Annotated in this window: 14 protein-coding genes; 7 read left to right on the top strand and 7 right to left on the bottom strand. The window is 67.8% G+C overall.

The window, feature by feature from the left end:
• Positions 1–55: 55 nt before the first annotated feature.
• Entirely contained in the window at positions 56–244 is a 189-nt protein-coding gene (locus JOF40_RS19480; protein WP_129182928.1) for a DUF5302 domain-containing protein, read from the top strand.
• A gap of 22 nt (positions 245–266) precedes the next feature.
• A complete protein-coding gene (prfB, locus tag JOF40_RS19475; RefSeq protein WP_129182926.1) occupies positions 267–1,376 on the top strand; it encodes a peptide chain release factor 2 in 1,110 nt (369 codons plus the stop codon).
• Here the strand turns inward: prfB and JOF40_RS19470 are convergent.
• The 6 genes from JOF40_RS19470 to JOF40_RS19445 form a co-directional block, all read right to left on the bottom strand.
• A complete protein-coding gene (locus tag JOF40_RS19470; protein ID WP_129182924.1) occupies positions 1,373–2,017 on the bottom strand; it encodes a hypothetical protein in 645 nt (214 codons plus the stop codon). The genes prfB and JOF40_RS19470 overlap by 4 nt on opposite strands.
• 75 nt (positions 2,018–2,092) lie before the next feature.
• Entirely contained in the window at positions 2,093–3,100 is a 1,008-nt protein-coding gene (locus tag JOF40_RS19465) for a sugar phosphate isomerase/epimerase family protein (protein WP_129182922.1), read from the bottom strand.
• Positions 3,097–4,284, bottom strand: a complete 1,188-nt coding sequence (locus tag JOF40_RS19460) for a Gfo/Idh/MocA family protein (RefSeq protein WP_129182919.1) — start codon at positions 4,282–4,284, stop codon at positions 3,097–3,099. The genes JOF40_RS19465 and JOF40_RS19460 overlap by 4 nt, the downstream gene beginning before the upstream one ends.
• Before the next feature lie 119 nt (positions 4,285–4,403).
• Entirely contained in the window at positions 4,404–5,456 is a 1,053-nt protein-coding gene (locus tag JOF40_RS19455) for a substrate-binding domain-containing protein (RefSeq protein WP_129182917.1), read from the bottom strand.
• Between the two features lie 80 nt (positions 5,457–5,536).
• The gene (locus tag JOF40_RS19450) at positions 5,537–6,553 is read right to left on the bottom strand and encodes an ABC transporter permease (RefSeq protein ID WP_188111759.1); all 1,017 of its coding nucleotides are present in this window, start codon (positions 6,551–6,553) and stop codon (positions 5,537–5,539) included.
• On the bottom strand, positions 6,550–8,103 hold the full coding sequence (locus JOF40_RS19445; protein ID WP_209674728.1) for a sugar ABC transporter ATP-binding protein: 1,554 nt from the start codon (positions 8,101–8,103) through the stop codon (positions 6,550–6,552). Before JOF40_RS19445 ends, JOF40_RS19450 begins: the two co-directional genes overlap by 4 nt.
• 108 nt (positions 8,104–8,211) lie before the next feature.
• Here JOF40_RS19445 and JOF40_RS19440 point away from each other — a divergent pair, with 108 nt between their 5' ends.
• From JOF40_RS19440 to JOF40_RS19420, 5 genes are all read left to right on the top strand, one after another.
• Positions 8,212–9,408, top strand: coding sequence for an ROK family protein (locus JOF40_RS19440; protein ID WP_209674726.1), 1,197 nt, complete (start codon positions 8,212–8,214; stop codon positions 9,406–9,408).
• 47 nt (positions 9,409–9,455) lie between these two features.
• Positions 9,456–10,145, top strand: coding sequence for a cell division ATP-binding protein FtsE (ftsE, locus tag JOF40_RS19435; protein WP_129182913.1), 690 nt, complete (start codon positions 9,456–9,458; stop codon positions 10,143–10,145).
• Positions 10,146–10,177: 32 nt separating this feature from the next.
• Positions 10,178–11,092 carry a permease-like cell division protein FtsX gene (ftsX, locus tag JOF40_RS19430; RefSeq protein ID WP_129182911.1) on the top strand — a complete coding sequence of 305 codons (915 nt, stop codon included), beginning with the start codon at positions 10,178–10,180 and terminating at the stop codon, positions 11,090–11,092.
• A gap of 257 nt (positions 11,093–11,349) precedes the next feature.
• Complete coding sequence (locus JOF40_RS19425) at positions 11,350–11,850, top strand: hypothetical protein (RefSeq protein WP_129182909.1); 501 nt, start codon at positions 11,350–11,352, stop codon at positions 11,848–11,850.
• Positions 11,851–12,257: 407 nt separating this feature from the next.
• Positions 12,258–12,650 carry a hypothetical protein gene (locus tag JOF40_RS19420; protein WP_129182907.1) on the top strand — a complete coding sequence of 131 codons (393 nt, stop codon included), beginning with the start codon at positions 12,258–12,260 and terminating at the stop codon, positions 12,648–12,650.
• Between the two features lie 399 nt (positions 12,651–13,049).
• On the opposite strand, the gene JOF40_RS19415 is transcribed toward JOF40_RS19420, so the two are convergent.
• Positions 13,050–13,616, bottom strand: a complete 567-nt coding sequence (locus tag JOF40_RS19415; RefSeq protein WP_129182904.1) for a DUF8453 domain-containing protein — start codon at positions 13,614–13,616, stop codon at positions 13,050–13,052.
• Between the last annotated feature and the right edge of the window lie 225 nt (positions 13,617–13,841).

Here is a 13,841-nt window from a genome sequence, read left to right as displayed (position 1 = left end):
GGCACCGGGCATCGAGGGGCTTCGACGTCGTCACAGGGAGGACTAGGGTGGGGTCATGGCTGACAACGCAGGAGCAGGCAACGATCCGAAGGCCGACATGAAGGCCAAGTTCCGCGAGGCGCTCGACAAGAAGAAGAACCAGAGCCACGCGACCGCCGAGGGTGCCGAGCACGACGGCAGCGAGAAGTCGCACGGTGCCACCGGGCCCACGACCTCGCCGGAGTTCCGCCGCAAGAGCGTGTGACCTGACGCGGTAACCTCGTGTGGTGGCAGCACCAGACTTCGCAGAGCAGACCAAGGCCCTCGACGCGACCCTGACGTCGATCGAGAAGGTGCTCGACCTCGACGCCGTGCGCAAGGAGATCGACGAGCTGCAGGTCGAGGTCGGCGACCCCGAGCTGTGGGACGACCAGGCCAACGCCCAGCGCGTCACGAGCCGGCTGTCGACGCTGCAGGCGCAGGTCGAGCGCGTCACGAGCCTTCGCACGCGCCTCGACGACCTCGACATCATGCACGAGATGGCCCTCGAGGAGGACGACGCCGAGACGTCCGCCGAGGTCGAGCGCGAGCTCGTCCGCATCAAGAAGACGATCGACAGCCTCGAGGTGCGCACGCTGCTGTCAGGCGAGTACGACGAGCGCGACGCCCTCGTCTCGATCCGCTCGGGTGCCGGCGGCGTCGACGCGGCCGACTTCGCCCTGATGCTGCAGCGCATGTACATCCGCTGGGCCGAGCGCCACGGCTACACCGTCGAGATCTACGACGTGTCGTACGCCGAGGAGGCCGGGCTCAAGTCGACGACGTTCGCGGTCAAGGCCCCGTACGCCTACGGCACGCTGTCGGTCGAGGCCGGCACGCACCGCCTCGTGCGCATCTCGCCGTTCGACAACCAGGGACGCCGCCAGACGTCGTTCGCGGCCATCGAGGTCGTCCCGGTGCTCGAGCAGACCGACGAGATCGACGTGCCCGACGAGGAGATCCGCGTCGACGTCTACCGGTCGTCCGGTCCCGGCGGTCAGAGCGTCAACACGACCGACTCCGCCGTCCGCCTCACGCACATCCCCACCGGCACGGTCGTCAGCTGCCAGAACGAGAAGAGCCAGCTGCAGAACAAGGCCAGTGCCATGGTGATCCTCAAGGCCAAGCTGCTCGCGCTCAAGAAGGCCGAGGAGCGCGCCCACCTCGACGAGCTGCGCGGCGACGTGCAGGCGTCGTGGGGCGACCAGATGCGCAACTACGTGCTCAACCCGTACCAGATGGTCAAGGACCTGCGCACCGAGCACGAGAGCGGCAACACGCAGGCCGTGCTCGACGGCGAGATCGACGACTTCATCGAGGCCGGCATCCGCTGGCGGCGCAACCAGCCCTCCGCCTAGTCCGCGGCCTGTTCGGCCTCGGCGGCCTGCTTGTCCTCGACCCGCTGCCGGATGCGGCCCATGCCGGGGATCTTGGCGATCATCTCGTTGAGCTCGTGCATCGTGTCGAGCATGTCGTGGATGTCGGGCCCGACGTTCTGCATCGTCTCCATGATCGGCAGGATGTCGCTCACCGTCCGGTCGACCAGCTCGGGCAGCAGGTCGATGAGCCGCACCACGGCCTCGACCTCGGCGGGGCTCGTGCTCTTGGCCAGCCGGTCGAGGGTCGGCTGCAGCAGCTCGAGCGACGGCCCGAAGCTGTCGAGCAGGTGCTGTGCCCGGTGCACGGTCGGCTCGATGCTGCCCACGAGCCCGGCCGCGCGCAGCACGATCTTGTCAGCGCTCGTGATCGTCCGGTCGATGCGGCTCACCGACTCATCGGCCTGGTCGACCGTCTCACCGACCCGCGCCACGACCTGATCGGCCGACTGCCGGGTCTGTTCGATGCGGTCGATCAGCGCGTCGACCCGCGCCATGAGCGCCTCGGCCTGGCCCAGCAGCGCCAGGGCCCGGGGGAGCGCGCCGGCGACGTCCTCGACGAGCTGTCGAGCCTGCCCGATGAGCGTCACGGCGTCGCGGGGATCGGGCAGGGGCAAGCGCATCCGTCCACGGTATCCGTGGTCGCCTGAGGCTGCTCGCCACCGCCCGCGAAGGGCGACCGGGTCACCGCTCCCGGGTCAGGACGGGGTGCTGAAGGCTGCGTCGAAGGCCGCCGTGGGGGCGTCGAACAGATTGGCCTTGACGAAGGCCAGGGCCTCGGGCGCCCCGAGCAGGCGGTCCATGCCGGCGTCCTCCCACTCGATCGAGACGGGTCCGTCGTAGCCGATCGTGTTGAGCATGCGGAAGCACGCCTCCCACGGGACGTCGCCGCGTCCGGTCGACACGAAGTCCCAGCCGCGTCGCGGATCGGCCCACGGCAGGTGAGATCCGAGGATGCCGTTACGCCCGTTGCCGACCTGCTTCTTCGCGTCCTTGCAGTCGACGTGGTAGATCCGGTCCTTGAAGTCCCACAGGAAGCCCAGCGGGTCGAGGTCCTGCCACACGAAGTGCGAGGGGTCCCAGTTGAGGCCGAACGCCTCGCGGTGGCCGATGGCCTCGAGCGCCGCGTGGGTCGTCCAGTAGTCGTAGGCGATCTCGCTGGGGTGCACCTCGTGGGCGAAGCGCACGCCCTGCTCGTCGAACACGTCGAGGATGGGGTTCCAGCGGTCGGCGAAGTCCTGGTAGCCAGCGGCGATCATGGCCTCGGACGCCGGCGGGAACATCGCGACGTACTTCCAGATCGACGAGCCGGTGAAGCCGATGACGGTGTCGACGCCGAGCATGCGGGCCGCGCGAGCGGTGTGCTTCATCTCCTCGGCCGCGCGCTGGCGGACGCCCTCGGGATCGCCGTCGCCCCAGACCCGCTCCGACAGGATGTCCTGGTGCCGCCCGTCGATCGGGTCGTCGCACACCGCCTGGCCCTTGAGGTGGTTGGAGATCGCGTGAACCTCGAGGTCGTACTTGTCGAGGATGTCGAGACGGGTCTGGATGTAGGACGGGTCCTCGACCGCGGCCCACGGGTCGAGGTGGTCGCCCCAGCACGCGATCTCGAGGCCGTCGTAGCCCCAGCCGGACGCGAGCTTCGCGACCTCCTCGAAGGGCAGGTCGGCCCACTGGCCGGTGAACAGGGTGATCGGACGGGTCATGAGGTGGCTCCTGTCGTGTGGGTGGTGCCGTCGGCCGCACTCGCCTCGACGGCGGCGAGGACGCGCTGCACCGCGAGGCCGTCGGCGAACGAGGGAGCGGGGTCCGCGCCCTTGGCGATGTCGGTCACGAGATCGACGACCTGGTGCGTGAAGCCGTGCTCGTATCCGAGGCCGTGACCCGGGGGCCACCAGGCGGCGACGTACGGGTGGGTCGCCTCGGTCACGAGGATGCGGCGGAAGCCGGCGATCGACGGGTCCTCGGTGGCGTCGAAGAACTCGAGGACGTTCATGTCCTCGAAGTTGAAGGCCAGCGAGCCGGCGGTGCCGTTGATCTCGAGCCGCAGGGCGTTCTTGCGGCCCGTGGCGAACCGGGTGGCCTCGAAGACGCCGATGGCGCCGCCGACGAAGCGGGCGGTGAAGGCGGCCGCGTCGTCGACGGTCACCGGTCCGCGCTCGGCATCCTGCGAGGCGTGCCCCCCGAGCGTGGCGTGCTGCCCCCCGAGGGGGCGGGTCTCGACGAAGGTCTCGAGCAGACCGCTGACCGAGGCGATCGAGTCGCCGGTCACGAACTGGGCCATGTCGATGATGTGGGCGCCGATGTCCCCGAGCGCGCCGGAGCCGGCGAGCGACTTGTCGAGCCGCCAGCTCAGCGGCGCGTTCTCGTCGCTGAGCCAGTCCTGCAGATACTGCCCGCGGACGTGGCGGATCGTGCCGAGCCGGCCGGACGCGACGAGCTGGCGGGCGAAGGCGACGGCCGGGGTGCGGCGGTACGTGAAGCCGACCATGGCGCGCACTCCGCGCTTGGCGGCAGCGGTGGCGGCCGCGGCCATGGCCTCGGCCTCCTCGACGGTGTTGGCCAGGGGCTTCTCGCACAGGACGTGCTTGCCGGCCTCGAGGGCCGCGATCGCGATCTCGGCGTGCGTGTTGCCCGGGGTGCAGATGTCGATGACGTCGATGTCGTCGCGGGTGAGCAGCGCATGCCAGTCGGTCTCGACGGACTCCCAGCCGAACCGGCGGGCGACGTCGCCCGCGGCGTCCTCGTTGCGGCCGCAGACGGCGCGGAGGCGGGGGACGGCGGGGAGGTCGAAGAAGGCGGGCGCGGTGCGCCAGGCCTGCGAGTGGGCGGCGCCCATGAAGGCGTAGCCGACCATCCCGATGCCGAGATCGGGGCGTGTGTCGCTCATGCGGAGGTCCTCGTGACGGGGTCGGGCGGACGGGGTCGGGTGCGGGGAAGAACGGGAGTGGGGTGGGGGCCTGCGGCTGCGGATGCCGCCGCAGGCCCCCAGATGATGATGCGGGTCGATCAGGAGCGGAACGCGGACGGCAGGTACGTGTCGACGTTGTCAGCGGTCACGACGGGCGCGGACAGCTTGAGCTGGCGCGGCACCTCGATCTCGGCGAGGTCCGACAGCGCCTTGCCCTGCACCAGCAGGCGGGCCAGCTTGACGCCGTCAGCGGCCTGCGTCGACGGGTAGACGACGGTCGCCTTGAGCACCGAGTTGCCGGCCTTGATGGCCTCCATGACGTCGGCCGAGCCGGCACCGCCGATCATCGTGAACTCGTCACGGTTGGCGTTCTTGATGGCCGCCAGCACGCCGACGCCCTGGTCGTCGTCGTGGTTCCACAGGTAGTCGATCTTCGGAGCGGCCTGCAGCAGGTTCGATGCGGCCTCCTCGCCCGACTCCACCGTGAACTCGGCGGCGACGCGGTTGTCGACGTCGAGTCCGCACGACTTGAGCGCGTCCTTGAAGCCCTTCGAGCGCTCCTGCGTCAGCGGCAGCGAGTCGATGCCGGCGATCTCGGTGACGATCTTGTCCTTGGAGCCCTTGGCGTCCTCGCACACGAAGGTGCCGGCCGAGACGCCCATGCCGTAGTTGTCGCCGAGCACCGTGGTGCGGGCGGCGAACGGCGAGTCGAACTCGCGGTCGACGTTGATCACGACGATGCCGGCGTCCATCGCCTTGCGGGCGACCGGGGTCATGGCGGCACCGTCGAACGGCAGCAGCACGATCGCGTCGACCTTGTCGTTGATGAAGGTCTCGACCTGCGAGATCTGCAGGTTGACGTCGTTGGTGCCCTCGGCGACCTTCAGCTCGACGTCGTCGTACTTGTCGGCCTGGGCGACGGCCGACTTGGTGATCGATCCCATCCAGCCGTGATCGGCGGCCGGGGCCGAGAAGCCGATGACGACCTTGTCGCCGGGCTTGTCGTTGTCGGTGTTGCTCTTACCGACGGCGGCGCTGGTGTCGCTGTCGTCGTCGCTCGAGCTGTTGGTGCAGGCGCCGAGCACGAGCGTGGCGGCCGCGAAGGCTCCCACGACGGCGAACCGACGACGGCGGGACGAGATGGTGGACATGTGTACTCCTGGTGGGGGTGGGGTGCTGGGTCGAGCGCTTGCCGGTGGTGCGTGCTGCTGGTTGCCGGGACGGCCTGCCGTCATGGCTTGCGGTTGGCGATGCGCTGCTGCAGCAGGACAGCGATCACGATGATCACGCCCTTGGCGACGGCCTGGACCGACGTCGAGAGGTTGTTGAGCGTGAAGACATTGGTCAGCGTCGTGAAGATCAGGACGCCGAAGAGCGTGCCGACGACCGTCCCGCGACCGCCGCTGAGCAGGGTGCCGCCGATCACCACGGCGGCGATCGCGTCGAGCTCGTACAGCGAGCCGTGCGTCGACGAGCCGATCGTGGTGCGCGACATCAACATGACGGCGGCGATGCCGCACGTCGTGCCGAGCAGGGCGTAGAGGTAGACCGTGTGGCGCTGCACCTTGATGCCGGCCAGGCGGGCGGCCTCGGGGTTGCCGCCGACCGCGAAGGTGCGACGGCCGAAGGTCGTGCGGTTGAGCAGGAACCAGCCGGCGACGGTGACGAGGGCGAAGATGATGACGATCATCGGGATGCCGAGCGGCTCGGCACCGAAGAAGTCGAAGAAGCCCTGTTCACGGATGATCTGGTTCTTGCGATCCGAGATGATCTCGGCCAGGCCGCGGGCCGAGGCCAGCATCGCGAGGGTCGCGATGAACGGCACGATCCGCCCGTACGCGACCAGCAGCCCGTTGATGGCGCCGCAGGCCGTCCCGACGAGGATCGCGCTGAAGACCATGACGATCCAGTGCACGTCGCCGGCCATGGCCTGCGTGCCGGTCGTCGTGGCCCACACGGACGCGAGGGCGACGATCGCGCCGACCGACAGGTCGATGCCGCCGCCGGTGATGACGAACGTCATGCCGATCGACACCACACCGATGACGGCGGCGAGCCGCAGGATCGTCAGCACGTTGTCGGAGCTGGCGAAGCGGTCGCCTGCGGTGACGACGCCGACGATGCACAGGATCACGAGGGCGATGACGAGCCCGAGGTTGCGGGCCACGCCGACCGATCCGCGACGTTCGCGCTTCGGGGGAGCGGGGGTGGGGACGGTCAGTGACGGATCCTGCAGGGAGGCGCTCACGCGACTTCACCCTTCTGGTCGATGGAGGTGGCGGTGGTGTGCTCGTGGGAGGCGATGATGCGGTCGAGGACTCCGGCGGCGTCGATGGCCTCGCTGGGGCCGTCGTGGACCACGGAGCCCTCGGCGATGACGAGGATGCGGTCGGAGAGCCCCAGCACCTCGTCGATGTCGCTCGAGACGACCAGCAGCGCGACGCCGGAGTCGGCGAGCTGGCGGATCAGGGCGTAGATCTCCGCCCGGGCGCCGACGTCGACGCCGCGGGTCGGCTCGTCGAGCAGGAGCACCGTGCACGACCGCAGCAGCCAGCGGGCCAGGACGGCTTTTTGCTGGTTGCCGCCCGAGAGGGTGCGGATGATCCGTTCGGGGGCGTCGGGACGGATGTCGACCGACCGGGCGGCCTCGCTCGCCGCGCTCTTCTCGGCTGCGTCCCTCGAGATGCCGAACCGCGAGAAGCGGCTGATGCTGGCCAGCGAGACGTTGCGGAAGACCGCGTCGTCGAGGATCAGCCCCTGCGACTTGCGCTCCTCGGGGCACAGGCCGAGCCCGGCCCGCACCGCGGAGTCGACCGATCCGTTGCGCAGCGACCTGCCGTCGACCGTCACGGAGCCGGAGCTGGCCCGGCGGGCACCGTAGATCGTCTCGACGATCTCGCTGCGACCCGCACCGACCAGACCCGCGAGGCCGACGATCTCGCCGGGTCGCACGTCGAACGTGACGTCGGCGAACTCTCCGGCGCGGGTGAGGCCCTGCACGGACAGCAGGGGAGCGCCGTCGGTCAGCGGGGCGGTGCGGCGGGGGTAGACCGAGGTCAGGGTGCGGCCCGTCATCAGCGTGATCAGCTCGGACGTCGGGGTGTCCTTGGCCGACAGGTCGCCGGCGACCGTGGCGCCGTCCTTGAGCACCGTGAGCCGGTCGCCGATGCGGCGGATCTCCTCGAGGCGGTGCGAGATGTAGATGACGGCCTTGCCCGACGAGCGCAGGTCCTCGACGACCCGGAACAGGCCGTCGACCTCGTCGGGGTCGAGGACCGCGGAGGGCTCGTCCATCACGATGACGCGGGCGTCGCGCGACAGGGCTCGGGCCATCGAGACGATCTGCTTGCCGGCGGCCGAGAGGCTGCCGACCTCGCGGCCCGGCCGGATCTCGGAGTGGCCGAGCGTCGCGAGCAGCTCGCGGGCGGCGCGGTTCATGTCGGCGTCGCGGGTGAAACCGCCGCGGGCGTTCTCGTGGCCGAGGAAGATGTTGTCGGCGACGCTGAGGCCGTCGACGAGGTCGAGCTCCTGGTAGATCGTGGCGATCCCGGTCGACAGCGCCGCCTGCGGGCCGGCGAACGTGATCGGCTGGCCGTCCCACAGGATCGTGCCCTCGTCGACGCCGTGGGCACCGGCCAGCACCTTGATGAGCGTCGACTTGCCGGCACCGTTCTGCCCCAGCAGGCAGTGGACCTCGCCGGCACGCACCACGAGGTCGACGCCATCGAGGGCGCGGACGCCGGGGAACTCCTTGACGATGCCGCGCATCTCGAGCAGCGGGGTGACGGGATGTCTCATGGCCGTGACACTAGTCACACGTTTTGTCGGTCGTCAAGCAAAAGTCGAAACATGACCGACACACTTGACCCGTTGTCGAGACGGAAGGTGGTCTGGTTAACTCTTTCCATGACTGCGTCCGTCGGGCTGCCGCCGACGCTGGTCGGCACGGGAGACCTCTTCCAGCTGCTGCGTGACGGCAGACCCCGCACCCGGGGCGAGCTGTCGTCCCTCTCGTCGCTGGCGCGCTCGACCATCACGGCCCGTGTCGACGCCCTGCTGTCGTGCGGTCTACTCGAGCCCGTGGGCGAGGCCGCGTCCACGGGAGGCAGGCCGCCCACCCGGTTCGCGCTCAACCGCCACGGCCGCGTCGTCCTGGCGATCGACCTCGGCGCGTCGCACGCGACGGTCGCCGTCAGCGACCTGTCCGGGGCGGTGCTGGTGCAGCGCACGATCGACTGCGACATCGCCGACGGACCCGTCGTCGTGCTCGACTGCGTCGCCGAGATCGGCCGGGCGCTGCTGGCCGAGATCGACCGCTCGAGGGCCGATGTCGCGGGTGTCGGCATCGGCGTGCCGGGTCCGGTCGAGCACGCGACGGGCCGACCGGCCAACCCGCCGATCATGCCGGGCTGGCACGACGTCGACATCCCGGCCCGCCTCAACCAGCACTTCGACGGCCCCGTGCTGGTCGACAACGACGTCAACCTCATGGCGCTGGGCGAGTTCGTCACGTCGTGGCAGTCGTCGCAGCACCTGCTGCTCGTCAAGGTCGCCACCGGCATCGGTGCCGGCATCGTGTCCGACGGCCGCCTGCTGCGCGGGGCGCTCGGCTCGGCCGGCGACCTCGGGCACGTCCAGGTGGCCGGAGCTCCCGCCGACGTCGTGTGCCGGTGCGGCAACATCGGCTGCCTCGAGGCCGTCGCCGCGGGGCCGGCGATCGCCGCCAAGCTGCGCCGCGGAGGACTCGACGTCGAGGGCTCGCAGGGCATCGTCGACGCCGTCGCCGCCGGCGAGATCGCTGCCCTGCAGGCCGTCCGCGAGGCGGGTCGCGACCTCGGCACCGTCCTGGCGACGTGCGTCAACCTGCTCAACCCCTCGGTCATCGTCATCGGCGGCAAGCTCTCCGAGGCGGGGGAGTACCTGCTGGCGGGGGTCCGCGAGGTCGTCTACCAGCGGTCGCTGCCGCTCGCCACGCACGACCTGCGCATCGTCAGCACCTCGGCCGGCACGCAGGGCGGCATCATCGGGGCGAGCGCCATGGTCATCGACGCGGTTCTCGCGCCGGGAGCCGTCGACGAGTTCGTGGCGCAGCGCACCGCCTGAGCCCCGACGTCCCACGACAGTGGGGCTCGGGTGCCTACAGTGGCTCAGTGATTCGATTCGACAAGGTCACCAAGACCTATCCCGGCCAGAAGCGCGCTGCGCTCGACGCCGTCGACCTCGAGATCGAGAAGGGCGAGTTCGTCTTCCTCGTCGGTGCCTCGGGCTCGGGCAAGTCCACGTTCCTGCGCCTGATCCTGCGCGAGGCGCGGCCCACGAGCGGCCGGGTCTACGTCGCGGGCAAGGAGATCAACAAGCTCTCGAGCTGGAAGGTGCCCAAGCTGCGCCGCCAGGTCGGCACGGTGTTCCAGGACTTCCGACTGCTGCCCAACAAGAACGTCACCGAGAACGTCGCCTTCGCTCTGCAGGTCATCGGCAAGTCGCGCGCCGAGATCAACACCCTCGTGCCCGAGACCCTCGAGATGGTCGGTCTCGAGGGCAAGGGGCACCGCATGCCCGACGAGCTGTCGGGTGGCGAGCAGCAGCGTGTGGCGGTGGCTCGGGCCTACGTCAACCGACCCATGATCCTGATCGCCGATGAGCCCACCGGAAACCTCGACCCCGCGACGAGCGTCGGCATCATGAAGCTGCTCGACCGCATCAACCGCACCGACACCACCGTCGTCATGGCCACGCACGACTCGACGATCGTCGACCAGATGCGCAAGCGGGTCATCGAGCTCGAGAGCGGGCTCATCGTCCGCGACGAGGCCCGCGGCATCTACGGCTACCAGAACTGACCGGGCGAGACTGACCCGACTAGGAGCACCACATGCGTAGCACCCTCAGCGAGCTGGGCCAGAGCCTGTCCCGCAACAAGTCCATGACCATCTCCCTCGTCGTCACGATGACGGTGTCCCTGCTGCTGGCCGCCCTGGGCCTGCTGATCCTCGCCCAGTCGCAGCGCACCGAGAAGTACTTCGGCGACAAGCTGCAGCTGCAGGTCAACCTGTGCACCAAGAACTCGTTGGCACCGACCTGCATCGGCGGCGTCGCGACCGAGGACCAGCAGAACGCCGTGCAGGACGCGCTGCGCGGCAACTCGCAGGTCAAGTCGTTCGACATCCGCACGCCGCAGGAGAACTACGACCAGGCACGCGTCCTGTTCGGGCAGTCCGAGACCGGACGCAAGCAGCTCGAGACCCTGAGTCCCGACTCGTTCCCGGTCTCGTACTTCGTGACGCTCAAGGACCCGCAGAAGTACGACGCCGTCGTCAGCCAGGTGTCGGGCATGGACGGTGTCGGCAACGTCAGCTCGCTGAAGGAGCTGCTCGGTCCGCTGTTCTCGGCGCTCGACAAGCTGCGCAACGGATCGCTGGCCATCTCGGCCCTGCTGATCTTCGCCGCGGTGCTGCAGGTCTCCAACACGATCCGCATGACGGCGTACGCCCGTCGACGCGAGATCGGCATCATGCGGCTCGTCGGGGCGTCGAGCTGGCACATCCAGCTGCCGTTCATCCTGGAGTCGATGCTGGCTGCGCTCATCTCGGCGGCGCTGGCCGCGGCCGGGCTCGCCGCGTTCGTCCACTTCGTCGTCTACGGCTACCTGCGCGACACCCTCGGCAAGATCACGACGTGGGTCGGCTGGGGCGATGCGGTGCAGGTCGCCGGGATGACGACGGTGCTGGCGCTGCTGCTCGCCCTGATCCCGACACTCTTCCTGACGCGCAAATACCTCGACGTGTGAGGGAGTCGCACGGGCTACTAAATCGCCGGGATGGCAGAGCTACCTGGTACGCCACGGAGCTGATCCGTGCTGGCGTCGGTTTGCGTGTGCTGCAGCAGTTCATGAGGCACGCGAGCATGCCACGACCGAGCGATACCTTCACGGCAGCGGGGGCCAGCGCCGCGAGGGGTTGCTTCTGCTCGCTGGCGCTCCGTTCTGGAAGGAGGCTGTCACAGACGACGAGTAGCGTCGGGGCTCCGCCATAAGAAGGAGACTCCATGCAGTTCCCCGAGACCGATCAATTCGAGCTCTACGGGCAGTTCAGAGACCACGTCGGTGGCAGCACCCCGCCGGTCGCTGTGCTGCGAGCTCTGTACTCGCTTCTTCCTTCAGGGACAGATTCAATCCAGCACGGATTCGCCCAAAAGTTTCAGGATGAGATGGAAGTGCGGTGGCAGCTGTTCGCCCTCGCCGGCGAACGGATCATCATCGTGGACGCCGCGGCAGCCCTCGAGGACTGGACGTCGAGCACCGCAGATGTCGAGCATGAACTGGACTCGTGGTTGGTCCCCGTGTCGACGATCAACTCGCTTGGTGTCGCAGCCACCAAGTCGCAGACCCGGGACCACGACAGCGGTGGCAAGTGGATCACGTCCTACCTCCTTCGGATGCCATGGGAGGAGTACAGAATTCCTAAGGGAGAGATCGCGTATCACCCTCTTGTCCAGAAGCAGCTGGAGGAGTTCACCCAAGCGCTCGTGTCGGCCATGCACGCCTGACAGAACAAACACGCGGCTGCAATCCAATCGCTCTTGTGTGATCCGAGCACAAGCCGTGGACGTTCCGCAGTGTGATGACCCACCTATCTGTAGGCTTCAGCCAACTACTGCCGAAGGGGGCCGACCGTGCACAACGTTCCAGAGAACTTCGCATCGGCAAAGCCCATTGTCGTCGCCGATTTGCCTGACGACGTTCACCCAGAGGCTGCAAGGCTCATGCAGGATGTCGCCGACGCAGGTTGGCGTATGAGTCAGCGCCATCCTCGTCGCGGGTACCGCATCTGGTGCCCGTGCCCTGAGGGAGGTAAGACACACCAGTCTTGGATTGTGCCAAATCCAGAGTCCGAGTCATACTTTGAACAAACCCGGCAGCGAATGTCTCGCATAACGTGTTGGGAGGAGAGCGAATGAAGACCCCGAAGTTCTACACACTAGAAGCCACTTTTGCTTACGTGGCGTATGAGAGTGACTCATACACCATGGACGCGACGCTCGATCAGATCGTCGACCACCTCCTCGATCTTGACGCCCGTGATGTAAGTCTCGTGGCGGATCTCGGCGACGACCAGAGCGACGGACAGTTCGCGTTGTCCTTGATCGTTCCATCGCATCCCGGTGAGAGCATCGAGACCGTCCTTGGCCGTGGCATGGGGACGGTTCGCGCCGCGTTCCACGCTTGTGAGGCGGCAACTCCGGGATGGCCATCCCTGTCCGAAATGCTTACCTACGTCTCAGTCCAGCCCTCGCGCGAGCAGGTCGAGATCGAAGATAAGCACGCCGGTGATCTCGTAGACGCCTAACTCCACCGCACCAAGGACCGGCCTGCCTCGCTACGAGGCAGGCCGGTTGTCGTTTCTAGAAACACCTTGGTCAGTTCGCGGCAACGCCATCCGACACGCCAGTTCTTTCGGCGCATTGTGGAACTACAGAGATGTGGCGCTCACGCACCGTGCACACGGTTGCGGTTTCACCGGACACCTGGGAGCTATAACTCGCTGACCGGTGCCGGGGGCACGACATGAGGGCCTCACACGGATCAGGGAAAGACTCTCGACGTCGGGCTCGCGGCAGACATGGGTGACATGGGGCCGGGGGGCAGGCGCACAGGCGCGGACGGCCCCCACCTCGAATTCCTCGTCTACGTAGGATCAGCCATCCTGATGGTCTCCTCAATTGCCGGGGCCTAGAGTCCACAGCTGTCAGGGGCGTCCGACTCCTCGAGCAATCGCTTCAAGTGCCTTGATTCGGCGCTTCTCGAGTCCGGCCGGATCCGTGTTGGCTGGGTATGAGCCACTCTGATTTCGGAGTGTGGTGAGAGACAGGTGATAGGTGTCGCTGTAATACCGTCCCCGAACATCCGCATAGTCGAACCGGACCGTGAAGTCATTGGGAACCGGTTCGCGGTCGTCGACAGCTGAGTTCCAGTAGTTCGTCATGAGCATCCCGGGAGTGATCGTCGGGATCGGGCTTGCGTAGCGGCGCTGCAGGAACGGCGTACCCAGCCCTTCGGCATCTGCGCCCTCCAACACGGGCAAGGGCGGATCGAATGTCACCCGGACGTTGACGGCTGGCGAAGGACCTCTGTTGTTGATCTGCAGGTCCGCATCATCGGTCAGCACGGCCGGCACGAGTTCAGCTGTCATCATCGGGCGGGTGCGGTCGCGACTGTCACGCTTGAGCTCGATGAGTGTCCACAGTGCACCGACCGCTCCGACGACCGTGGCGATCGCCGCGACGGCGGCCCAGATGGTCGTAGGCTCTGCCACGGGTGACTCCTTCGGACGAACGATGACGGTTCTCTAGTCAAGAATGTTTTGCAGTACAGCGTTGGCGTGAAGCCTCCGGCGCTCAAGAGTATTCGCCCGTTCCGGACAGCGCTCACGCGCCCATGACGCGCAAATACCTCGACGTGTGAGGTTCGTAGCCTAAAGTCGGGCTTGATAGTTTCACCCACACCCACACCCACACCCACACCCACACCCACACCCATC

Origin of the sequence: Aeromicrobium fastidiosum (assembly GCF_017876595.1) — a bacterium.
Taxonomy (GTDB): Bacteria; Actinomycetota; Actinomycetes; order Propionibacteriales; family Nocardioidaceae; genus Aeromicrobium; species Aeromicrobium fastidiosum.
Note: the sequence above shows the minus strand (reverse complement) of the source record. Positions and strands in the feature narration are given on the sequence as shown.